The organism is Nostoc sp., from assembly GCF_036917395.1.
GTDB lineage: Bacteria > Cyanobacteriota > Cyanobacteriia > Cyanobacteriales > Nostocaceae > Nostoc.
On record NZ_JBALDI010000082.1, the window covers coordinates 1 to 22,485 of the forward strand.

18 protein-coding genes are annotated in these 22,485 nt (G+C 43.2%); 4 read left to right on the top strand and 14 right to left on the bottom strand.

Features of this window, described 5'->3' with window-relative positions; genetic code table 11:
- Positions 1 to 763: 763 nt before the first annotated feature.
- The 6 genes from V7K46_RS28980 to V7K46_RS29010 all read right to left on the bottom strand — a co-directional run bounded on the left by V7K46_RS28980 (position 764) and on the right by V7K46_RS29010 (position 7,375).
- Entirely contained in the window at positions 764 to 1,609 is an 846-nt protein-coding gene (locus tag V7K46_RS28980) for a GNAT family N-acetyltransferase (RefSeq protein ID WP_335119410.1), read from the bottom strand.
- 343 nt (positions 1,610 to 1,952) lie between these two features.
- Entirely contained in the window at positions 1,953 to 2,807 is an 855-nt protein-coding gene (gene purU / locus V7K46_RS28990) for a formyltetrahydrofolate deformylase (RefSeq protein WP_335119412.1), read from the bottom strand.
- Between the two features lie 240 nt (positions 2,808 to 3,047).
- Entirely contained in the window at positions 3,048 to 3,689 is a 642-nt protein-coding gene (locus V7K46_RS28995) for a DUF4340 domain-containing protein (protein ID WP_335119414.1), read from the bottom strand.
- A gap of 123 nt (positions 3,690 to 3,812) precedes the next feature.
- Complete coding sequence (locus V7K46_RS29000) at positions 3,813 to 5,477, bottom strand: GldG family protein (RefSeq protein WP_335119416.1); 1,665 nt, start codon at positions 5,475 to 5,477, stop codon at positions 3,813 to 3,815.
- An 80-nt stretch (positions 5,478 to 5,557) separates the two neighbouring features.
- The gene (locus tag V7K46_RS29005; RefSeq protein WP_335119418.1) at positions 5,558 to 6,370 is read right to left on the bottom strand and encodes an ABC transporter permease; all 813 of its coding nucleotides are present in this window, start codon (positions 6,368 to 6,370) and stop codon (positions 5,558 to 5,560) included.
- A complete protein-coding gene (locus V7K46_RS29010; protein WP_335119420.1) occupies positions 6,371 to 7,375 on the bottom strand; it encodes an ABC transporter ATP-binding protein in 1,005 nt (334 codons plus the stop codon).
- A 186-nt stretch (positions 7,376 to 7,561) separates the two neighbouring features.
- Here V7K46_RS29010 and V7K46_RS29015 point away from each other — a divergent pair, with 186 nt between their 5' ends.
- Positions 7,562 to 7,834 (top strand): hypothetical protein, encoded by a 273-nt coding sequence (locus V7K46_RS29015; RefSeq protein ID WP_335119422.1) that lies wholly within the window; start codon positions 7,562 to 7,564, stop codon positions 7,832 to 7,834.
- Positions 7,835 to 8,173: 339 nt separating this feature from the next.
- Here the strand turns inward: V7K46_RS29015 and V7K46_RS29020 are convergent, their stop codons facing one another.
- The 3 genes from V7K46_RS29020 to V7K46_RS29030 form a co-directional block, all read right to left on the bottom strand.
- On the bottom strand, positions 8,174 to 9,910 hold the full coding sequence (locus V7K46_RS29020) for a diflavin flavoprotein (protein WP_335119424.1): 1,737 nt from the start codon (positions 9,908 to 9,910) through the stop codon (positions 8,174 to 8,176).
- Positions 9,911 to 10,063: 153 nt separating this feature from the next.
- Positions 10,064 to 10,576: a phosphate-starvation-inducible PsiE family protein gene (locus V7K46_RS29025; protein ID WP_335119456.1), complete on the bottom strand. Its 513-nt coding sequence runs from the start codon at positions 10,574 to 10,576 to the stop codon at positions 10,064 to 10,066.
- Positions 10,577 to 10,782: 206 nt separating this feature from the next.
- Positions 10,783 to 12,513, bottom strand: a complete 1,731-nt coding sequence (locus V7K46_RS29030) for a diflavin flavoprotein (protein ID WP_335119426.1) — start codon at positions 12,511 to 12,513, stop codon at positions 10,783 to 10,785.
- A gap of 221 nt (positions 12,514 to 12,734) precedes the next feature.
- On the opposite strand from V7K46_RS29030, the gene V7K46_RS29035 reads away from it, so the two are divergent.
- Positions 12,735 to 13,679 (top strand): 1-aminocyclopropane-1-carboxylate deaminase/D-cysteine desulfhydrase, encoded by a 945-nt coding sequence (locus V7K46_RS29035; protein ID WP_335119428.1) that lies wholly within the window; start codon positions 12,735 to 12,737, stop codon positions 13,677 to 13,679.
- Positions 13,680 to 14,145: 466 nt separating this feature from the next.
- Here V7K46_RS29035 and V7K46_RS29040 read toward each other — a convergent pair whose 3' ends face one another.
- Positions 14,146 to 15,195 (bottom strand): aldo/keto reductase, encoded by a 1,050-nt coding sequence (locus tag V7K46_RS29040; RefSeq protein WP_335119431.1) that lies wholly within the window; start codon positions 15,193 to 15,195, stop codon positions 14,146 to 14,148.
- The gene (locus V7K46_RS29045; protein WP_335119433.1) at positions 15,192 to 16,259 is read right to left on the bottom strand and encodes an aldo/keto reductase; all 1,068 of its coding nucleotides are present in this window, start codon (positions 16,257 to 16,259) and stop codon (positions 15,192 to 15,194) included. The genes V7K46_RS29040 and V7K46_RS29045 overlap by 4 nt, the downstream gene beginning before the upstream one ends.
- A gap of 119 nt (positions 16,260 to 16,378) precedes the next feature.
- On the opposite strand from V7K46_RS29045, the gene V7K46_RS29050 reads away from it, so the two are divergent.
- On the top strand, positions 16,379 to 17,287 hold the full coding sequence (locus V7K46_RS29050) for a LysR family transcriptional regulator (protein WP_335119435.1): 909 nt from the start codon (positions 16,379 to 16,381) through the stop codon (positions 17,285 to 17,287).
- Positions 17,288 to 17,444: 157 nt separating this feature from the next.
- On the opposite strand, the gene V7K46_RS29055 is transcribed toward V7K46_RS29050, so the two are convergent.
- Positions 17,445 to 18,104, bottom strand: a complete 660-nt coding sequence (locus V7K46_RS29055; RefSeq protein ID WP_335119437.1) for a class I SAM-dependent methyltransferase — start codon at positions 18,102 to 18,104, stop codon at positions 17,445 to 17,447.
- Positions 18,105 to 18,754: 650 nt separating this feature from the next.
- Positions 18,755 to 19,015 (bottom strand): hypothetical protein, encoded by a 261-nt coding sequence (locus V7K46_RS29060; RefSeq protein WP_273764067.1) that lies wholly within the window; start codon positions 19,013 to 19,015, stop codon positions 18,755 to 18,757.
- 524 nt (positions 19,016 to 19,539) lie between these two features.
- Between V7K46_RS29060 and V7K46_RS29065 the strand changes: the two genes are divergently transcribed.
- Complete coding sequence (locus V7K46_RS29065; RefSeq protein WP_335119439.1) at positions 19,540 to 21,657, top strand: tetratricopeptide repeat protein; 2,118 nt, start codon at positions 19,540 to 19,542, stop codon at positions 21,655 to 21,657.
- 13 nt (positions 21,658 to 21,670) lie between these two features.
- Here the strand turns inward: V7K46_RS29065 and V7K46_RS29070 are convergent, their stop codons facing one another.
- Positions 21,671 to 22,438 (bottom strand): hypothetical protein, encoded by a 768-nt coding sequence (locus V7K46_RS29070; RefSeq protein WP_335119441.1) that lies wholly within the window; start codon positions 22,436 to 22,438, stop codon positions 21,671 to 21,673.
- Positions 22,439 to 22,485: the final 47 nt, after the last annotated feature.

Below are 22,485 nucleotides of genomic sequence, written 5' to 3' on the forward strand. Positions count from 1 at the left end.
TTAATCCTTCTTTCTATTCACTCTACTTTAGTTCCTATGTACTACTAAAGAGACTTTTTATTGATGTGTGACAGTTAGGGTGCGGAAGGTGGGTTATAAAGCTCTTTGTAGGAAGATTTGGGCGAGGTATTCCTTATGAAAGGTTTCGAGATTTAATCTTAGCTCGTATGCGTGATAATAATTTTCAGCCAGCAGGCATGAAGCAAATTGTTGATCGGATAATTGCCGATCATTAACGTTTGAAGGTTTAATTCGGAACGCACAGTTACAACTCCTTCCCTACACTTTCGGAAATTTCTCTACTGCGATCGCCGAATTGTAATAGCCGGGAGGCTTGAATGTTTGGAAACTCAAGGGTATTCATTTTGATCAGGGTTCACACCTTTGATTGAGCAGCGCTATTGAGGGAATTGAGGATTACTCATGAAGACGCTTTCTGACTTAAAACTGCCTGTTTAAATTCCTTCGGATATAAAATCACTCAAATACTACTGTCCTATTTCCATAGCCTAATACACGATTTTGCAAGTGCGTAGGCGTAGCCCGCCGCAGAAACGACACAAAAACAGGTTTTTACAGCCGGATTTCAACTCCATATTGCTAAACCAGCCGATCCCGCTAAACTGGTAGCTGCGATCGTAACACTTGTTAAGAACTGACTTCTTAAAAGTCATCAAGTTTGACCCACGCGGACTAACAGAAAAACTCAGGCGCTGACAGTGGGATTGTATATTAGGGGTGTAAACACGTTGTTTGTCCGTCTCTAACCTAGTTCCAAACTTGTCACAGCAAAAACGCGATAAATAGGTAAACTAGGAATTTCTTTATTGTACATCCGAGCAGTTTGAGAGACTGGCTGCAATTGGTAACGTTGAACTAGGTCAATCGCTTGTAGATTTGTATCCGGCACATCAAAAAACACTGGAGCATGAGGATTTTGTGCAAGCAAGGCTTGAAATAATGCTTCAGCAATCTGTTCGTCATTAGCAAACAGTGGCCCAACCTTAAAACCTGTATGGGCAGACCGGATAACTCCGTAACCAACAAGATATCCATTTTTGAGAAACCCTAAGGCAGTACTTTTTGGCTGTTCAATCCAATGTCGCAGAAACAGTGATCGCTTAGAAGGAAAAAGTTGGCGATCGTAAGCCACCAACTCTTCAAAAGGCACTGTTTTTAGTTCCACGATCCCAGCAGGCACAACACCGCCACCCACCCCTTCATAACGAATATGGTTATAAGCGATTTGGAAACCATACTTTTTGTAGTTATCTTGTTGAGCCACTACACTATCCAAGCCGATGTTACGATCAGCACCCAGATAGTCCATTGCTGTCTTCCAAATTTTCATACCCAACCCCTGCCCACGAAACTGGGGTTTCACAATGTAAAAACCTAAAAAGCCGAAGTGTGGATCGTAAGCAACAGCAGAAATGCACCCCACCGGCTCACCATTCAACTCCCCCAAAAAAAAACCGCTCTCGTCAGTTTGATAAAAAGATTCAGCATCATAGCTTCCTGGATTCCAACCTTCGCTTGCTGCCCAAGCAATCGCCAAATCCATTTCCGATCTGTTCATTGGGCGGACGATGAAATTGTCAGTAGTCATAATATCTTCATTACTACTAGACTGTTAACTATTTAACTTCGCTTTCGCAAACTGAGTGATCACTGTTAATATTTTTATACAGTGTAGCGTTGACAGCAGTGAACTTACACCAAACACTGAAACTCAGAAAAGAAGTAGAGCAAATGAGGCTGGAAGTCAAAAACGGTTTTATTGACTTGAAACAAGTCTTAAAAGACTAAGGGCTAGAAATTAGACAAATAATCGAAGAAGTAATCCAAGATATCAAATTTGAACAACATTGCACAGCTTTAGTGAGGGGGTATGGAGTGTTTATCCTGGCGATGAATCGCTTCAGTTCAGGAATGCAATTGCAAGATTTCAGCTACTCAAATACTACTGTTTTATTACCATATACTAATATACGATTTTGTAAGTGCGATCGCACCGCTCTTGCTAATACAACTCTCTCCAAATCTTTGCCTTTTCTCACCAGATCATCAACTTCATCACGATGACTGACTCGCACTACATCCTGTTCAATAATCGGGCCTGCATCTAAATCAGCAGTGGCATAATGCGCCGTCGCTCCAATAATTTTTACCCCACGTTCAAAAGCTCGGTGATAAGGGTTGGCTCCGATAAAAGCTGGTAAAAATGAATGATGAATATTAATAATTTGCGGAAATTTATTAATAAAATCTGCACTAACAATCTGCATATATTTTGCCAATACAACTAAATCTATTTTGTACTGGCGGAGTAATTCTAATTGTTGGGCTTCTTGTTCTGATTTATTGTCTTTAGTGATGGAAACGTGCTGAAAGTCGATATTAAATTGTTCTGCCACTACCTTTAAATTAGAATGGTTACTAATAATTAAAGGAATTTCAGCTACAAATTCTTTAGCACGTTGTCGCCAAATTAAGTCAAATAGACAATGGTCTTGCCGACTTACCCAAATAGCAATGCGTGGTATTGTATCAGAAAAACGTATTTCCCACTTAGCGTCTAAAGGTTGTGCGATTGCATTAAAAGCAGGTGCAATAAATTCTCGCGGTAAATTAAACCCATCTAACTGCCATTCAATGCGAGTAAGGAATAACCCAGCAGCAAAGTCTGTATGCTGATCTGCATGAATAATATTACCACCATTAGAATAGATGAAATTGGCAATTTTTGCCACTAGTCCCCGTTGATCTGGGCAGGAAATCAGCAATGTTGCTGTCGGATTTGTCATAAATAAATTATAAAAAATAGTGAGATTTGAAGTGTCAACTTAACGTTAAATCGGCGGTTCAAAATAGCGCCTTCACGAAGCTTTACGCACCTACCCTGCGGGAAGCCAAGGGCAAACGTGAGTTTCAAACCCCCAATTTTTCCTTAGTCTGCGGAGGCAGTGAGACCAGCGCTGTAGGCGGGTTTCCCGCCGTAGGCGACTGGCGAACCCGGAGGGACTTTGCCTGTGTAGCCCCTATCCTCATTTACCATTTGTCGGAGTTGGTAAAGGGGTGCTGAGTCCAGGTAGTTTCTGACTATTATCTACAGGTTGCTTCCACTCTGATAGTTCCCGATTCACAGCATTTGCAAAATCTGTAGATACTAACAACACATTTATATTACCATCGGGTTTAGCAACAGAGTCAGCTAGAGCATACAAGAAACGTCCGTTAAAGTTAGATTTACCTAAAATCAATTGATGGCTTTGTCGGTTTTTCAGGGTGATATTGATAGTGGCTTGAGGTTGATCTAGAGTAAATTCTCCAAGCTCTTTTACTGGAGTTGATAAAGTGCGTAGTTTACCGCCGTAGGCATCACTCTTACCTTTGACCAACAAATCCATCAAATAAGAAACAATAGCATCATTTGCTGGGGCCGATATCGGAGATTTGATTAACCACTTGGGGTTACTAGATTCAGAGTTACGTTCCAGATTCAAGGTGAGTTTTTTTGTCTTGACTGTTAGAGACTGCACATCATCTTCTGCAAAAGAGAAAATTTGCTGCTTTTGCTCATTGATTTCTTCTCGCACAGTCGCCCCGCGAAATTCATAGAGGTAAACAAAACCACCTAAACCCAGCGCTAGCAGTATCAAAATTAAAGTCGTTCGCGGCAATTTCATTTTTTAATCATTGGGCATTGAGCATTGGTGAAGAGTTAATATTTATAACTCCTAACAGACGCGATTAATCGCGTCTCTTTTGTACAGACGCGATTAATCGCGTCTCTACTCTTAACTCCTTTCTTACCTTCGTTTCCACCAAATAATAACTGCGATCGCAAACCCAATTAAGGGTAAAACTAACAGAGATGACAATATTAAAAGATTGGCTTGTGTGGTTGTCAGGGTTATCCGACGGTTTTTCGGTTCTTTGGGGCGAATGGAAAGGGGTTGCTTTTCCTGTTGACTCAGCCAAGTAACTGAGTTCAGGAATACATCTCCATTTAATTGCTGTTGAAACAAGCCATCAGTGGCGAAATTGGAATTTCCTAAAACCACTAACCGTGACTCAGTGGCTATTTGAGATGAAGGAGTGGGGGAAGGAGTAGGAACAGGGGAGGCAGGGGGAGTGGGGGAAGCCTTGCTTTGAGTGGTTGGTGATGGTAGGGGTGAAAGTGTCGGTGCAGCTTGGGGAGTGGAAGCAGATTTAACTACTTTTCTTGTCAGGGCTACGCCTAAGGTTAGAGGCCCTTTCAGGTCTTTATCTGCATTAAACTCCAATTTTTCGCTTTGGAGGTCGCTTTCTGCCCAGCTTTTGGGATAGGGTTTGGTTCGCAGCAGTGGAGTAGCCTCAACACCAGGCACAGAGCTAATTTCTAGGGGTCGGGCAATCGGATAAAAAGAATTGCCGTTACGGAAATCTTTGGTAATCGGATGTTGTCCGTATTCTGTGACTAAGGGCGTAGCAGGGCCAAGTCCCACGACGCTTTCGCCAGAGACATCGACTGCTAAACGATTATCCAAACGAACACCCCACTCTTGTAGCAAGCTGTCAACTTTCGGATCGGTATTAGGATCAATCATCAGCAGTAAGTTACCGCCGCGATTAAGATACTCTTGTAAGGCTTTGACTTCGCCTTCAAACAGCCCTCGCTTAGGGCCAGCCACTATCACCACAGCGGCATCTTGAGGAACTTTGGAAGTTTCTCCTAAATTCAGGGGTGATGTTGTGAAATTTTTGTCGCCTAATCCCTGAATGGCTTGTGATATTGCACCTTTACCAGGCGAAAGTTGGCGTTCGCCATGACCTTGGAGTAAGTAAACTTTGGCTGTAGTTGAATTTGTTAGTTGTTGCAGGCGACTAGTTAATCTGACTTCCGACAGGCGTTCATTTTCATTTACTGTTTGCACTAATTGCCGTTTATCGCCAGATTCTAAATAAACTTCCCCATAATCTTTAACACCAAACTTTTCTGCAAGTCCTGGTCTAGCTTGGGGGTCGATGTACTCATATTTAAATTTTGAGCTTTGCCGTTGATAATTTTCTAGTAATTCTCGGTCTTGGGGATTTTGGTTAATATCAAACACCCACACCTTAACTGGCTGTGGTAAAACCCTCACCAATTCCCGTGACTGGGGCGCAAGGGTAAATAATTGAGTTTCTGTTAAATCTGTCCGCAAGTGGTAGCGAGTTCCCAAAAAGTTAATCAATCCCAAAATTGCCAACACTGCTAGAGTTGCTACTAAGGCATTAGTCCCAGCTTGGGTAGAACGACGCCTCCACCAGTTACTTTGGTAGCTTTGCCATATTATCCCCAACCCACTGATCACAATTCCCGCAATCAGAAATGCTAATGGAATTAGTCCCCACTGTTGAGAGACTAACCCAACTGTTAAGCCGACACTAATTAGGAACGGACCCAACCAAAATAGATATTTCCACAGTTTCTTTTTTGCAACTATCTTCATATTATTTAGACTAAAGTGAGAAGTTATGAGTTATGAGTTTTAACTCCTAACTCATAACTTTTAACTCATAACTTATATGATTACTGCCTTTGAAAGCGCAGTGCATCAATTGATTGAGCTGTGAGAAAGATGCCCAAAAAAATGTAACTGGCGAATAAAATCAAAGCGCTGGTATCAAAAATGCCTTGAATTAAGGTGTTGTAATGTTTCAGCAACGAGAGATAACCTAAGGCTTCACCCACCGGACCAGGGACAATTTTAGCGATTAAATCAATCAATAACAACAATAAAACTGCTGCAAATGTGAGAACAGCAGACAGAATTGTGCTGTCTGTTAAGGAGGAAATAAACATTCCTAAAGATAAAATTGCCCCTGCTAGCAAGATTAATCCAAAATGACCCAGCAAGGGAATTGAGAGCGCCATTGGTGGATTTGATCCGCTGATGGCGATCGCTTCAAACAGTAGCATGGGTGCAATTATCGTGGTGAAAAATGTTAGCACGCCTAATAACTTACCTACAGCTACCGCCCAATTGGTGATTGGTGACGTGGCTAACAGTTCTAAAGTGCCCCGCTTACGTTCTTCGGCATAGAGTCCCATTGAGAAAATTGGCAGGATAAACAGCAATAGCCACTCCATACGCTCCAAAAATACCTTGACAAATTCGTAGGGGACATCTATTGGCGGTACTGGCACTCCTAGTTGTTGCCCTTGTGAATCTATTGCCGCGACTCCTACCAATATCCCATCTGGCCCTAACAAAATCATCACGAAGAATAACCCCGCGAGTAACCAAAATATGCCTGCGATCGCATAAGCTAAAGGCGATACAAAATAACTCTGTAACTCTCGGCGATAAATGGCAATAATATTACTCAGTACTATACCCATTTACGCTGCCTCTCCTTCGTTGTCTGCTAAGTCTACCTCAGTATCGAAATTTTTTTCTTCTGTGGTCAGTTGCAAGAACACATCTTCTAAAGTGGCGTTAACACGCCGCAGCTCATGTAAACCAAATCCTGCACGCACTAATGTTGTGACAATATCCTTTCCTGGTTCTTTTCCCGGTTGCGATATCACCCGCAGGTAAGCGCGATTTGCCTGTGGTTGATAACCTTGTATTCCCGTCGCAATTGATTCTATCAAACTCACACCCGCGACTTTTTGCAATACTTGTTTGGCTAAGGCAGCTTCTCCTTCTATTTCCAATTCATATCCTGAACCACCTGTCAACTGAGTCATCAGGTTTTCTGGAGTATTAGTTGCCACAACTTTGCCTTGATTGATGATGGCGACGCGGCTACAAGTCATGCTAACTTCTGGCAGAATGTGCGTGGAAAGAATAATTGTGTGAGTTCCAGCGAGGCTTTTAATTAAATTCCGCACCTCAATTATTTGTCGAGGATCGAGTCCGACAGTGGGTTCATCGAGAATGATCGCTGGTGGATCGTGGACGATCGCTTGAGCAATTCCTACCCTTTGGCGATATCCTTTAGAAAGTTTGCGAATAATTACCCGCCGCTTATCTTCTAAGTTGCAGCGTTTTATAGCGGCTATTACCTTATTGGTGCGATCGCCTGCTGGAACTCCCTTAATTCGTGCTACAAAATGCAAAAATCCCTCTACCGTCATTTCTGGATATAACGGTGGTGTTTCCGGTAAATAACCTATTCGTTGGCGCACAGCTAGGGAATTTTCATGGACATCATAACCAGCAATGCGGGCATTACCATTCGTTGCCGGTAAATAACCAGCCAGAATCCGCATGGTTGTAGTTTTACCAGCACCATTGGGGCCCAGAAGCCCTAAAATCTCCCCTGGCTCGACGCTAAAAGTGACATCACTAATCGCTGGGGTGGAACCGTATATTTTACTTAGATGCTCAACTTCAATCATCGGTATCAAGCGATCGTAATTTATAGGATACCCAACAATATTAGATCACGATATTCAGCATGGGGGATTGGCACTAAGATTCGCCGACAATGAGTAAAGTTCCTGAAAAACTTAACTACCAAGCAAGCTTCCGTACTAAGAAAAGGTGAAAAATAAAACCCTCTCTCCTCTTAAGAGGAGAGAGGAATGGAAGTGAGGTTTTCCAGATCCCGCGAAAAGTCTAGCATTGTTAACGGAAACAATGCCATTGTCAGCCGAAACAATCGCATTGTTAGCCAAAACAATCGTATTGTCAGTCAAAACAATCCTATTGTCAGTCGAAACAATCGCATTGTCAGTCGAAACAATCGCATTGTCAGTCGAAACAATCGCATTGTCAGCCGAAACAATGGCATTGTTAGTCGAAACAATCGTATTGCAACTCTAAAAGACTTGTGTGTACCTGACTTTTCATGTTAGGGACTTCCAAATAAAAAAATACTCAAAAAACTGGCGAAAAAACTCTCTCCTTCTTATTCCTCTGTGTTCTCTGTGTCTCTGTGGTTCGTTTATTTGGATAATTTATTTCTTGGAAGTCCCTTATGTAGGAAAGCTCACAAAAAACCTAACCCCCTTCCCGACGCGGGAAGGGGGAAAATTCAAAGTCTCTGACGCCACTTGACGGCAGTTGCTACAACGGGGGGAACCCCCGCAACGCACTGCCTCCTTTATGCCGGGGAACCCGTCCACCGCAGTGGTTCCTCCTTTTAGGAGAGAGAAATAGAAGTGAGGTATTTCCACATACCGTGAAAAGCCAGGTTAATAATAGCTGCCAGATTTCCGATGCTCTAAAGCAGTGACACCATCATTTTCCAATATTTCACCGTGATTGATGACGGCATAAATCAACCATCTATCGCCACATTCAAGCTGATTTTGCACCGTACATTCTAAATAGGCTAATGCCTCATTTAGAATCAAACAACCATTAAGAGCAGTTTGTGTGGCAAGATTTGCAAAGGGATTATCTCCTAAAGTGCTATGACGAGAAAAATATCGTCGTACATTTCTTCCTTCTTTGAGGATATTCAGCACAAATTTATCACCAGGATGATGCATTAAATCTGCATTCTGCTCCTGAGCGATTGCAATCATAATTCCTGGCGGGTTAAAAGTTGCCTGAGATATCCAAGAAGTTAAAACCCCTTTGTGGGTTTCTTCATCACGAGTTGTCACAACACACAGAGAACCAACGATCCGCCCCACCGCTTGTTCGGTACGATCGACATGAGTTTCTGTCACAACCTGACGGGAAGTCCGCAGTTTTTTAGTTTTCTTCAAGTTTTGGGCAAAGGAAGCACCCGCTTCTTGACACTGCTGAAGAATTTCAGGAGTAGGACTAAAACGCACCCGAATTGTTTCAAACCCTAGTTGATAATTAGCATCTTTGAGCTTGCTTTCGATTAAATCTATTGCCTCGCCACTCCAACCGTAAGAACCAAACACCCCTGCTAACTTAGTTTTAGCCGCCACCGAGAGGACGATTCCTAAAGCAGTTTGAATTTGAGTCGGTGCATGGCCGCCTAATGTGGGTGAGCCGATAATCAAGCCATCGCAAATTTCAACAATGCGGTTAATCTCCGCAGAATCGGCTAGTTCACAGTTGATTGATTCTACATTAATTGCATTTTGAATCAATCCTTGAGCGATCGCATTCGCCAGAGTTGCTGTATTACCATAAGCAGAAGCATAGAGCAAAGCAACACTCAACTCCTGAGATTTTTGTCCTTGACACCATTGACGATAATCATAGCTAAAACGACTAAGGCTGTAACGCACAACCGGCCCGTGTGCAGGGGCATAACATCTCGCTCCCAAAATTGACAATTTATCTAAGGCTACTTCAACTTGTTTGGCTTGGGGTGCATGGAGACATTCAAAATAGTAACGACGTTCCGCATCTAATCCCTTCCAATCTTCATCAAACAAAGTATCTTCGCAAATATGAGCGCCGAAAAGTTTGTCTGTGTAGAGAATTTTTGTGGCGGAATCATAGGTACAAAGTCCATCCGCCCAACGGGGAGTTGGTACGGTGATAAATGATAGATGATGTCCTTGTCCTAAATCTAGAGTATCTTGCGATCGCATCGCTTGAATAGGTGATTCAAATTCGGGAAAGGCAGTTTTTAGAGCATTGGCGGCGGGACGAGAACAAATGAGAGTGGCTTGAGGAACCAGAGAGAGCAATACTTGCAAGGTTGCTCTGCGGTTCGGGTTGACATGACTGAGAATAATGTAATCGAGGGAGATAAAATCTAGATGTTGTGCTAGTTGCTCAAGGTAAATTTCGGTAAAGGATTCGCCGGGAGGGTCAATTAAAGCTTTTTTATCAGCTTGAATCAGATAAGAATTCGCTGTAGTTCCCCGTTGGCGGGAATATTCCACCTCAAATTTTAGTCTGTCCCAAGTCCGCGATCGCAAAATCAGAGTATTTTTACCAATTTCAGCAACTTGTACATCTCTGCTATGGTTGGGCGTTAATGTGGCAGCAGACATAATAACCTCTCTTAATTGGGCATGGGGCACTTGTACTGAGCGGAGCCGAAGTATTGAGCATTGGGAATTGGGGATTGGAGATTGGACATTGGGGATGGATGAATAATCAATAGTTCTTTCTCTGTCTGCCTCCCCTACTCCCCCTGCTTGTTCCTAATGACTATTGGTTTGTGTTAATTCAGACTTGGCTAGATTTCTATAGCGTTTAGATGCTTCATGTTCCGGGTCGATACCTTCAAAGGTCGGGGGTAGCCAAACTCGCAGGAACAGTAGTATTCCCAGCACTAATAAAAAGGCACAAGTTGCTAAAACTTGACTCCAATTTGTTTCTAAAACCCCTTTAACAATGACTTCTCGCAAAGCAGAAACAATGGAAACTTCAACAGCTACCCCAATAGATACTCGATGTTCCTGTAGGTAAATAATTAGCAGTCGGAATAACTCAACTAAGATAAGTAAAAAGAGAATATCGGCAGTAACAGCATGAAAATCTAGAGGCGGAAGTAAGGAGAGAAACATATCTCTCACCTGAAGCACCATGAAGCAAAATAAACCGATACACAAAGAAATTACAATTACATCTTGGATAAATTCCAAGGTTCGTACAACGCGCCCCCGATTGATTTCGTACATGGTAATCGGGGCATTTTCAACAGATTTATACATAGTTTTTTGGGAGACGCGATGAATCGCGTCTGTACAAGAGTGGGTAGAGACGCGATTCATCGCGTCTGGGTAGATACGCGATTCATCACGTTTGGATAGATACGCGATTCATCACGTTTGGGTAGAGACGCGATTCATCGCGTCTGTCAGGAAAAGTCGGGGAAATAAGGGAGGCAAAAAGACAAGGAGAATGACCAATGCCCTATTTAGTAATGATTGCCAATTTTGCGGTGATGGGCGGCGGTAAGTGCATTTAGCTTGGCAACTCTTCCAGTTTGAACTGTGCTATAAATTACCCAATGATCTCCACAGTCCATGCGGCTAGTGATTTCACATTCCATATAAGCTAGGGCTTCAGCTAAAACGGGCGATTCATTGTTCGCTGGATATGTTTTCACTCCAGCAAAGCGGTCTGCACCAGGAGCAAAACGTTTCAGGAAATGTTTCATTAATCCTTGATATTTACCTTCTTCTAAAACGTTTAAAACAAAGCGATCGCCAACATGCATCAAAGATTCAATTGCCCGCTCTTTGGATACTGCGATCGCTACTCCTAAAGGCTCAAGACTCGCTTGTGTCACCCAAGAGGCCAACATAGCACTCTGAATTTCTGCTTTTTTGGCGGTAATAATGTATAATCCTGTGCTAATACGCCCTAAAGCTTTTTCTAGCTCGGTATTGATGGATTTGATCTGTTTAATGGTGCGATCGCGATTTAGCCATTGACCCATATCTGTCCCCGCTTCATCACAAAGCTGTTCCATTGTTTGGGTAGGAATTTCCTTAACTAAGATAGGTGGAAAAGCTTCAGTTAATCCTAGTTCTTGAAACTTATTACGTAAAGGGTAAAGGGGTTCATCTTCTCCCCCTGCCGACTCTAATAAACCAATTGTCTGTTTCTTGTGAACAGCAGCTAAAATAATACTTAAACAAGCTTGAACCATCACCGAAGATTGGGGGGGCATTGCAATTACTAAACCAGAGGCTTGTGCAACTAATTCTCGAACTTCTTGAGGCTCAGAACTATTGAGAGGAAATAATTCTACTGCCACGCCTGTTTTCGTACATCCATGAGCTATACTACGGACTAACTGCTCGCTATACCCGTAATCTTCAACATAAAATAGAGCTACTAAAGTCTCTGTTTTTGCTTGTTCTAAACTCCAGTTTTGATACTGTCCAAGCAATTCCGAGATATAGTTTTGTAATAAAGGGCCATGTCCTGTGGCAACTGTTCCTATTTCTAACTTTTCAATCCGCTTTAAAGCTGCCAAAACGGATCGGGCATTGGGGGCCATGAGACAATCATAGTAATATTTAAAATCCTCCTCTATTGAGGTAATATTTTCATCATAGGTGTGGTCATCACAGTAGTGCATTCCAAACACATCACAGGTGTAAAGAGTGTAAGTTTTGTGGTCATAAGTGAAGATTGTGTCAGGCCAGTGTAAGTTAGGTGCAGAGATAAATTCTAATTGGTGTCCCTTGCCTAAATCTAATAGCTGTCCACTTTTCACCTGCATTGATTTAAAGGGCTGGTGAACCATATTTTCTAAAAATTGAATAGCTACCTTAGCACCGACAACAGTAATGGAGGGAGCTAATTGCAAAATATTTTTCACTAAGCCACTGTGGTCAGGTTCCGTGTGACTAATAATCAAGTAATCTATTTTAGTCGGATCAATTAATCCCACCAGTATCTCAAGATATAGCTGCTCAAACTTGCGGTGAGATGTGTCAATTAAAGCAACTTTTTCTCCTTGAATTAAGAAAGAATTATAGGTCGTCCCATTCCGTAAACCAAACTCGATATCAAAACGTTCTCTATCCCAGTCGAGACAACGGATAGCAGTCGTTTTAGGAGCAATTTCAACAGTTTGAATCGTCAAACGTCCTGGGTTGGGAGTAACTTGAGTGGGCTGGATGAGTGCAACCATTTGTTTTCTCCAAAAAGATTATTATTTGAAGCGAGAGTTATGTTTATTATATTTACCTGAAATACTCAATTAGTAAAATGTTAATTTCTAAAGCTAATCATCAGAAAGATTTATTAGTCATTCAGATTGATTTACCATTGGAATTACTCAATGTTTATCATTACTTTTATCTTTAATAATGAATGTGAGAAAATGTAAATACTAAGTTAGAATGTTTAGGGATGTCGTTAACTTTTATTTCTCCTCCTCTACAACAAATCAACAGCGAAATTGTCCGCCACGCTGGTGTTGATCTGTATGTACTGCGCCTAGATCTGATGCACCGATGGGTTAACGGCAACAAGTGGTTCAAGCTAAAGTACAACCTTTTAGAGGCCAAGCAGAAAAATTTTACGAGGTTACTCACCTTTGGCGGCGCTTATTCCAATCACATCTATGCAACTGCGGCTGCTGGTAATCTTTTCGGTTTTCGCACTATTGGTGTAATTCGTGGAGAGGAGAGGCTACCATTGAATCCGACACTGAGTTTTGCTGTACAGCAGGGTATGCAGCTTGTGTATCTGAACCGCGAGATGTATCGACAACGCAACACAGCAGCGCTACAGGAATATCTGCAACAACGTTTCGGTGAGGTGTTTATCATTCCCGAAGGTGGGAGTAATTTAAATGGTGTGCGCGGCTGCACGGAGATAATTGGTAATGCGATGCCTACGGCTGGCTACGCCTACGCATTTGATCATATATGCGTAGCTTGCGGTACGGCTACCACACTGGCTGGTATTGCGCTTTCGTTGGATCAAGGACAAAAAGCGATCGCTTTTCCAGTATTGAAAAACGGGGCATTTCTGGCACAAGAAATCGAAAGTCTGCTGACAAATTATCTCGCCTCTGGTTTACCCGCAGCATATAGTCCAGCATCTTGGGAATTAGTGTATGATTACCACTTTGGCGGCTATGCAAAGGTAAACGATGAGCTGCTACTGTTCAGCCAACAGTTCAGGGAGGAACATAGCGTACCTCTTGATTACGTATATACCGCAAAAATGTTTTATGGAGTGATGGATTTACTAAAGCAGGGATTTTTTGGTAAAGGCGATCGCTTGTTGGTGGTACACACAGGCGGCTTACAGGGCAACGTTGGGATGGAGGAAAGGTTACAGAGTTAGTACCGCAAGGTGGAAGTCAAAAGTATTATGAAATAAGCTCTTTAGGGATTTTAAATGGTTGCTCTATTTACGCCGTGACGTACTAGGTACATCAGTCTCAACAATCTCTTTTAGCTCATCCTCAAAATTAGTGTAGACAATGCGCTGTTGTTGAGGGTCATAGAACTAGCCCTTTCAAGGTGACTCGAAAAATCTCGTTTTTTCTCTCTGCGCTACGGGCAGTTTGCTCAAGTCGGGAAACCCGCCCACGCAACTGCCCTCCTCTGTGCCTCTGTGGTTTGAAAGTAACTTATCTAACTACTCCAGACGCAGAGAAAACAGAGGTAAGAAGTTAAAAAGAGGTTTTTTGACTAACATTTTTACCCACCTTGAAAGGGCTAGCCCAAAGAGGGCTAAGAACTCACGCAGTAGCGTGATGATTTTGGCTTTTGTAGAACAAAGACTGTGCGATCGCTCTTTGCAAGATTTACCAACCCTGAACGCTCACGCCGCCAAAGATGCTACGGTTCACCTCGCTCGTGAAGATGCCGTAGGGAAAGGCGGGGTCGAGCGCACTGCTCTCGTCTAGCATTTGAAACTGTTCGGGGGTGAGGCGAATCTCTAGCGAGGACAGGTTGTCGTGCAGTTGCTCTAGCTTGCTGGCACCCAGAATGGGCGAGGTAACGCCGGACTGCGCCAAGACCCAGGCAAGGGCAACCTGCACCAGTGGGCAATCGACCTGTGCCGCTACTATCCGGAGGGTGTCGAGTACGCGCCAGTTGCGCTCAGTAAACTTTGTGTTGCCAAACGGATTACTGCCGCCAAGCCGCCCCTCTCCAGTGGCTCCCGCATCTGCACGCTGGTACTTACCCGCCAGAAAGCCGCCTGCTAAAGGACTCCAAGGACACACGCCAAGTCCACCATCGCGTGCGGCAGGCAAATGTTCGCGCTCGATGCTGCGCTCGACGAGCGAGTACTCAAGCTGTAGGGCGATCGGTGCGGGAAGGTTGTGTGCTGACGCTAGTGTGACGGCTTTGGTGGCGTACCAGGCAGGTAAGTCTGAAAATCCAAAGTAGCGGATCTTACCCGCGCGGACGAGATCACCGAGCGACTGTAGAACTTCTTCAACGGGTGTCACCAGATCCCAAACATGCATCCAGTAAAGGTCGATGTAGTCGGTTTGCAGTCGTTGCAGTGACCCTTCGATCGCCCGGTAGATATTCTTGCGTCCGTTACCACCTGCATTGGGATTGCTAGGTTCGCCGCCGTGAAAGCTGAACTTAGTTGCTAGTACCAGTTGATCGCGCAGACTGCGATCACGTACATAGCCGCCGATCAATTCTTCGCTGCGTCCCTTAGAATACACGTCAGCCGTATCAATGAAGTTGCCGCCCGCATCGACGTAGGCGTGAAAGATAGACTTAGCAACCTCGTCGGGCGCACCCCATTGAGGTGTGCCGAAGGTCATAGTGCCAAGGGCGATCGGGCTGACAATCAAGCCAGAGCGACCGAGGGTGCGAAAAGCAGTAAGGTTCATGGAGTTTCTCTTTTAACTGGAACAACGGTGCGTGAATTTTTTAACTGCTGAACTCTCGCTTGACTCCAAAAGTCCAGCATCCAACCAGGGTACTCGGTAGGAAGTTGGCTCACTTGATCTAGCGATTGCAACTCCTCCTCGGAGAGAAGAATATTGATCGCGCCCAAATTGTCTGTTAACTGCTCAATCCGTTTTGTTCCGAGGATGACGCTCGTGACGCGGGGCTGATGCAAGAGCCACGCAATAGCAAGTTGTGCCACAGAAACCTGTTTGTGTTGAGCCATCTCCTTCAAAACATCAATAATGTTGTAGGCGCGCTCCATCTCCACAGGCGGAAATTTGAATGTAGTGCGGCGGCTTCCTTCATGCTCCTGCTGCTCTCGATTATATTTACCGCTCAACAGTCCTCCAGCTAGAGGACTCCAGACCAGCAGACCGAGGTCTTCGCTACTCAGCATTGGCACGATCTCACGTTCCAAGTCCCGACCTGCGATCGAGTAGTAAGCCTGAAGCGAAGCAAACTTTGCCAGGTTGTGGAGGTTGGAGATGCCGAATGCCTTTGCAATCTGCCAAGCCGCCCAGTTTGAAACCCCGATGTAGCGAACCAGTCCCTGTCTGACCAGATCGGTCAAGGCTGTGAGGGTTTCCTCAATCGGAGTGGCAGGATCAAACCCGTGGAGCTGATACAGATCGATGTACTCCAATTGCAGCCGTTCAAGGCTTGCCTTTGCGCCATCGAGAATATGACCGCGTGAAGATCCTTGCTGATTCGGCTTTGAACCCATGTTGCCAAATACTTTGGTCGCCACGATCACCTCATCGCGCTTTGTACCCAAATTCTTCAAAGCCTGTCCGGTAATCCGCTCGGAATCACCCTCTGAGTAAATATCGGCGGTGTCGATCAGGTTGATGCCCGCCTCAAATGCCTGCGCGAGCAAGGTATCTGCTTCTGTCTGCTGCACCTTACCGATGACACTAGTAGAACCTCTGCCTCCGAAGGTCATGGTGCCGAAACATAGTTCCGATACGAAAAGTCCTGTAGACCCTAGTTTGTTGTAGCGCATTATATTCCAAATAAGTGCGTATTGCGATTTTTAACACTAGCTGAACTTCAACGATAGATCAAATGCAATTCCTTGACTAGATGGCATAATCAGCATAAACTGATGAAAAATATGCAGTAATGAAGCGGGATGAATTGAACGACTTAGCCGCCTTCGTCGTGGTTGCCGACGAGATGAGCTTTACACGCGCCGCCGCGAAGTTGGGCATGTCTGCCTCTGCCTTGAGCCATGCCATGCGATCGCTCGAAGACCGTCTTGGGTTACGATTGCTAGCGCGAACAACCCGAAAAGTCTCGACGACTGAAGCGGGTGAGCGACTGTTGAGAACGTTGCGACCTGCCTTTGAGGACATCAGCGCTGAACTGACTGCCTTGAGTGAACTGCGGGACAAGCCTAGTGGGACAGTACGTATTACTACGTTTAAACACGCCGCGACTTCGATCCTGTCTCCCATGCTGCCCGGTTTTCTCGAAACCTATCCAGATATCCGCGTCGAGATTACGATCGATGAAGGACTGACCGACATTGTTTCAAGTCGTTACGATGCTGGCATCCGGTTTGGTGAGAAAGTTGCTAAAGATATGATTGCAGTGCGAATCAGCTCAGAGGTGCGCTGGGCAACGGTTGGGTCGCCCGCCTATTTTGCCCACCACCCGATTCCCAAGACCCCACAAGATCTTGCTGAACATTGCTGCATCAATTACCGATTCATAACTTCTGGAAGTCTCTACCCTTGGGAGTTTGAGCGAGATGGGCGATCGTTTCAGGTTAGAGTCGATGGTTCGCTCATCTTTAATGACAGCGATCTGATTCTAGCGGCGGCATTGGCGGGACAAGGAATTGGTTACCTCTTCGAGGATCAAATTGTTGAGCTTGTTGCCGAGGGTCGGTTAATTCAAGTCTTGGCAGAGTGGTGTCAGACCGCTCCAGGTTACTACCTTTACCACCCAAATCGCCGCCAGATTCCACCCGCATTAGCTGCGCTGATTGATGCGCTGCGGATTAAATCAGACGACAAGCAACATTAAGGTTCGGAAACTAACTGAAGTGGCATCACATCATGAAAGTGCTTGTAGTCCAGGCTGCGATCGCCTTATCTCAAAGAATATGACAAGCCTGGTTTAGAGACAGTACTACGCTCTCATCTTATACCGACGTTTTATTCAGCAACTGCAAAAGGTTCTTTCACTTTGTCGCTACACCAATAATATGAGGACTAATAATTGGCAATTGTGCATCAAATCGCTCATAATTCACACTAGCAAAACCAGCATTTTCTAAAGCTATCCAAATTTCTCTATTTGGATGACAACCATCGCCTATAACTTTCCAAATCGGACTAATTGTACTTTGTAGTTGTCGCAATAAAGTTCCTTGAGGTGCGGCAACATGTTCAAGAAATAAGAAGCATCCACCTGGTTTAAGTACTCTTAAAATTGCCTGTAATGTATAATCTATATTCGGCACTGAACACAAAATTAAGGTACTAACAACAGTATCTATGCTGTTATCTTTGGCATCTAACCATTCAGTATTACCAATTCTGAGGTCAATGGTTAAGCCAAGTTTTTCAGCTTGTTTTTGGAGATAGGAATGCATATGTGGGTTTGGCTCAATTCCTATCCACTGGATATCTTTAGGATAGTAGGGTAGGTTAGGGCCAGTTCCGGGCCCAATTTCTAACACCTTCCCTTGAAGATTAGCAAAAAGAGAACGTTTGCGATCGCCTACAATTTTATCATACGTGCCGCTACTTTGAGCCATCATCCAGGCAAAGAAACGTTTGCCAAAGTTGGCACAAATCCGATTTGGTGAATCTCCAATAATTTGGTTTACAGTCATCATCCACTTCCTAATTTTTGAGGCTATAAATTGGTGTACCAAGCAACCATTTATAGCCTTAAACTACTATATTTTATATTTTTTGTACCTCACCCATTTGATTCACCTGATTGGATGATTTTGATTAACGCACACATGTAGCGAATTACCGCAAGCTACCACAGAAAGGACAAAAGTGTAGAGGACGAAGTAAAATTTGCTATCTATATAGCAGTCCTAAATGATTTATGAAATTCTCTGTTTCTTTTCTTCTCTACGAGAGGCTTCGCCAACGCGAAGCCTCTCGTAGAGAAGGCGCTCTTGGCGGCTTGGCGGTTCGATATTTGAATTTTACGTTTGTTTAATGTTAGATGACCGAAGTAAGCAGCAATTTCTAGTAAAAGGAAATGCAAAATTATATCGTAATAGGGAAATTGTGATATTTCTGTTGAAATAATGCTCAGGTAGGCTGACATAGAGATGGATATCAAAATTCCGAAGTAAACTTAAAATGCAAAAACCCAATGCTGATGAGATTTCATTTTGATAATTTTAAAAGGTATTTATGAGCAATACAAAGATAACAAAGAGCGTTCCCCAATTGGGAACGCTATATTTTGGTAAATTCTGTTAAGATAATATGAATTTAAATTAAAAATTGCTAGTTGCTAAAATCAGGCATGAAGATTTGCTTGTTCCTGTAACCAAGGATCTACAGGTTGTCCATCTTTGCGGCGTAATTCAATTTCCACTACCATCACTTCTTTTGAACCAGGAGGCGCAGGTTTTTTATGGAAAATAATGTCATAATCTTCTGGATTGTGTTTGCGTTCTTTCAACCATTCCTGTACCTTGGTTGTGGCAAAAAATGATTGCCCTTGCTCAAACATTCGGGTAATCTGCAATTGCAGTGTGTAAGGATTTATGCGACTCATTTTCTACCGCCTTTGTTAAGTTAATTTTAGGCCAAGTAATCTGCTTACCCTAGATAATCTAATGTTAGTGCGAAGTACCCACACCTGACACTTCGCGTACAGGTGGGGCTTCTAACTTAATCGACTCTGCCATCCAATACGCTTGGGTTAGAGACACATAAAATATATTGCGTAGGTTGGGTTGAGGAATGAAACCCAACCTAGACAGGCATTTGTTGGGTTTCACTACCCTGCCTTAAGCCGCCTCCTTTGTCTACGTTCAATCCAACCCACAATCTTGCTTAACTGAACTTTATTACTCTGCCATCTGTAGGAACAAAGTCTAACCTAGTTCGGTAAGTAAGTAGGCATTGACTGTACTCCACCACTGAAATTTCGCGTACAGTGAGAGATGAGGGGGCAGATTAGTTAAGGATGGTTTAGCATTTCCCACTGCCTCTACAACATTTCACTACTTAATTCTGTTATAGATTGGAGAGAGGCACGCCGCTTCAAAAACTGACCAACAGACTGAGATGGTTGTTATGAAGAGCAAAAATCAAGCTGTTTTCGCTTTAATTGTAAAAAGTACTATTGTCTTTTTACCCTTACTGTTATCCATTGGAATTGCCAGTGGACAATCTGCACCATCACCCTCCCCACCACTAACTCCTACTCCGGTGTTATCAAATCAGGAACGAGAAGAATTAGTGGGACTACGAGCAGAAAAGCGAATTCAACAGCAAGTGCAATCTGATTTTAAGAGCGCTTTTAGCCGTACAACTATTTTACTCGATATCTGGCTAGTTATATTAAGTCTATTTCCAGTCGCAGTCATTGTTTTATTTTGGCTCCTGCGACGGGTGGTAATCCGGGAAATTGTTGATAGAGCAATGCAACAACTACAGGGAATGGAAAAATTACAAAATCAGCTAACCACAGTTAAGCAAGATGCTGAAAAGATTATTCAAGAAGCTAAAAAAATAAATTATGAATTAGAACAGGAAACAGCTAGTTTACAACAAAAAATTAAAAACGAACAAGAAAATTTATCTACCCTGACATCTGAACTAGATTTAGCTAAAGCCCAGGTATTAAGTAGATTAGAAACGGAACTCAAAAAATCTCAAGAAAATATAGTAAATTTAGAGTCAAATTTTGCTTCTGGGCTATCTAAGTTAGAGTTTGATGCTCAACAACAAAGAGATATAGCACTGGAAAATCTAGGTAAATTAGCATCTGTCATCACAGAGGAACTGTCTAATTTAAAGTTAGGGGTGCAACAACAACAACTAGCCGTTGCTGATTTAGAAATATCAAGGTCTGAGTTCACATCTCAAATTTCGGGATGGCAGTCTGATGTTCAAAAGCAAAAAGATATAGCTTTTGAAAGTTTAACAAAATTGCAGTCAGAATTTGCTTCTCAATTATCCGAATTACAAGTAGATGCTCAAACAAAAAAAGAGATTATATTTGATAATTTAGGAAAATTAGATAATCAATTTAAATCTCAATTATCTGAATTACAGGCGGATGCTCAGGAGCAAAGAAATAAAATTATTGAGAGTTTAGCAATATTACAATCACAGTCTACTGCTCAACTATCCGAATTACAAGTAGATGCTCAAAAGCGGAAAGAGTTAATCATTGAAAATTTAGAAAAATCTGGTTCTGAATTTACTTCGCAATTCTCAGAATTACAATCGAATGCTCAACAACAAAAGATTCTCATTCTGGAGAATATAGAAAGATTAGAAACTGAGTTTGTCTCTCAACTTTCTGAGTTCAAATTGGATGCCCAACAAAGAAAGGATCTAATTCTTCAAGAACTGGTTGAGATGACATCTGCATCCATCCCAGAAGCAGTGAATTCTGAAGTTGAAGTTGAGACGACATCTGCATCCATTCCAGAGGTAGTGAATTCTGAAGTTGAGGAAGAAATACAGGAACAGCCACAAGAAGCAGAATTCACTGCTGATGAGTATGTAAAACAGGGAGATGGGCTGTTTTCTGAAAGGCGCTATGAAGATGCGATCGCAGCTTACAACCAAGCGGTTAAAATCCAACCTGATGAACCTCTGGCTTGGTTAAAACGAGGTCTAACTCTCGGAAGATTAAAACGCTACCAAGATGCGATCGCATCTTATGACCAAGCTATTAAACTCCAACCAGATTATTATCAAGCTTGGTGCGATCGCGGCGTTGCTTTTGGTAACTTACAACAGCATCAGCAAGCCTTTGCCTCATTTGACAAAGCTACACAAATCAAGCCTGACGATGCAGTTGCTTGGTTAAATCGCGGTCTTTCCCTAGTAGCATTGGAACAATACGAAGAGGCAATGGTATCCTTTAATAAAGCGCTAGAATTCCAACCCAATTCTCCCAAAATCTGGGATAAACACGGTTATACTTTGGTGAGATTGGGACGCGATGATGAAGCGATCGCTAGTTTTAACAAAGCCTTAGAAATTAAGTCAGATTATGCCAGTGCCTATTACAACAAAGCAGCCTGTTACGCACTGCAAAGACAAGTTGAACGCTCTCTGCTAACTCTACAACAAGCAATTGAACTTAATCCCAGGTATAAAGAAGACGCAGCAATTGACCTAGATTTTGATGATATTGCCGATGATGAGCGCTTTATGCAGTTGGTTGCAGAGTAAAAACCTAAAAACATTAATTACTCCCCCCATTCCCCATAATTGGCGGATTCTGTTCGCCAGACATCGCTTTGAGTTTGGATGTGAAAGACTCAGAGCGATCGCTTTTTTCTGGGGTAAATTGCCCGATTGGAGCATGAATAGCAGCAGGTGGGAGGAGTTTTGCCCGTTTATGATGGAATGGTGATGGAGAGGGCGGTGGACTTTCTTGTGAAGTTTGCCTTTGGCTGACAGTAGATGATAGCTGAAGCGTTGCCGAAGAGGCAAATTTCCCAGAAAGGGGAGACTTTAGGACGGTTTTACTGTCTCTATCTTCTTGCTTCCCCTCTTCTTCACTCAAGGATGCCTTTTGTTCGTAACTTTTCAGTTGTAGAGTTGCAGTATTGCTGTGTTGATAGCCGTTGCGAATCTTAGCAGGTGGTAATTGAGGACTCGTAACTTTCTCTACAGTAGGCTCTTTCTTGGCTGGTGGTAGGGCTGGAGTAGGCGATGAGGTTAACCTTTGGGGAAATTTGCTACAAATCATCCGTTCAAATTCCATGTTGAAATGATATGTAGCTTGATCCCGGCGCTGCCAAAATACTAAAATTTGCTGCACGGAAACCGCTTTATAACGACCTTGATATAGTGCCTCAATCACTGCCAGGTGTAGCCAATTTAGGGGATATTGCGTTTGCCAACGCTCAACTAGCTCATTGGCACTATACCCACCGAGATCGAAACTATAGTTAATTAATAAAGCGATCGCCAAGTTGGCAGAGGTGTCGGGAAGTGTTGTTAACATGGGGCTATTAGCTTTAGGCAATAGGTCTAAGATTTGTCACCCATCGC

Excerpts from the sequence above, each read along its gene's own strand:
- V7K46_RS28980 (WP_335119410.1), bottom strand. The coding sequence starts at position 1,609 with ATGACTACTGACAATTTCATCGTCCGCCCAATGAACAGATCGGAAATG.
- purU (WP_335119412.1), bottom strand. The coding sequence starts at position 2,807 with ATGACAAATCCGACAGCAACATTGCTGATTTCCTGCCCAGATCAACGG.
- V7K46_RS28995 (WP_335119414.1), bottom strand. The coding sequence starts at position 3,689 with ATGAAATTGCCGCGAACGACTTTAATTTTGATACTGCTAGCGCTGGGT.
- V7K46_RS29000 (WP_335119416.1), bottom strand. The coding sequence starts at position 5,477 with ATGAAGATAGTTGCAAAAAAGAAACTGTGGAAATATCTATTTTGGTTG.
- V7K46_RS29005 (WP_335119418.1), bottom strand. The coding sequence starts at position 6,370 with ATGGGTATAGTACTGAGTAATATTATTGCCATTTATCGCCGAGAGTTA.
- V7K46_RS29010 (WP_335119420.1), bottom strand. The coding sequence starts at position 7,375 with ATGATTGAAGTTGAGCATCTAAGTAAAATATACGGTTCCACCCCAGCG.
- V7K46_RS29015 (WP_335119422.1), top strand. The coding sequence starts at position 7,562 with ATGGAAGTGAGGTTTTCCAGATCCCGCGAAAAGTCTAGCATTGTTAAC.
- V7K46_RS29020 (WP_335119424.1), bottom strand. The coding sequence starts at position 9,910 with ATGTCTGCTGCCACATTAACGCCCAACCATAGCAGAGATGTACAAGTT.
- V7K46_RS29025 (WP_335119456.1), bottom strand. The coding sequence starts at position 10,576 with ATGTATAAATCTGTTGAAAATGCCCCGATTACCATGTACGAAATCAAT.
- V7K46_RS29030 (WP_335119426.1), bottom strand. The coding sequence starts at position 12,513 with ATGGTTGCACTCATCCAGCCCACTCAAGTTACTCCCAACCCAGGACGT.
- V7K46_RS29035 (WP_335119428.1), top strand. The coding sequence starts at position 12,735 with ATGTCGTTAACTTTTATTTCTCCTCCTCTACAACAAATCAACAGCGAA.
- V7K46_RS29040 (WP_335119431.1), bottom strand. The coding sequence starts at position 15,195 with ATGAACCTTACTGCTTTTCGCACCCTCGGTCGCTCTGGCTTGATTGTC.
- V7K46_RS29045 (WP_335119433.1), bottom strand. The coding sequence starts at position 16,259 with ATGCGCTACAACAAACTAGGGTCTACAGGACTTTTCGTATCGGAACTA.
- V7K46_RS29050 (WP_335119435.1), top strand. The coding sequence starts at position 16,379 with ATGAAGCGGGATGAATTGAACGACTTAGCCGCCTTCGTCGTGGTTGCC.
- V7K46_RS29055 (WP_335119437.1), bottom strand. The coding sequence starts at position 18,104 with ATGATGACTGTAAACCAAATTATTGGAGATTCACCAAATCGGATTTGT.
- V7K46_RS29060 (WP_273764067.1), bottom strand. The coding sequence starts at position 19,015 with ATGAGTCGCATAAATCCTTACACACTGCAATTGCAGATTACCCGAATG.
- V7K46_RS29065 (WP_335119439.1), top strand. The coding sequence starts at position 19,540 with ATGAAGAGCAAAAATCAAGCTGTTTTCGCTTTAATTGTAAAAAGTACT.
- V7K46_RS29070 (WP_335119441.1), bottom strand. The coding sequence starts at position 22,438 with ATGTTAACAACACTTCCCGACACCTCTGCCAACTTGGCGATCGCTTTA.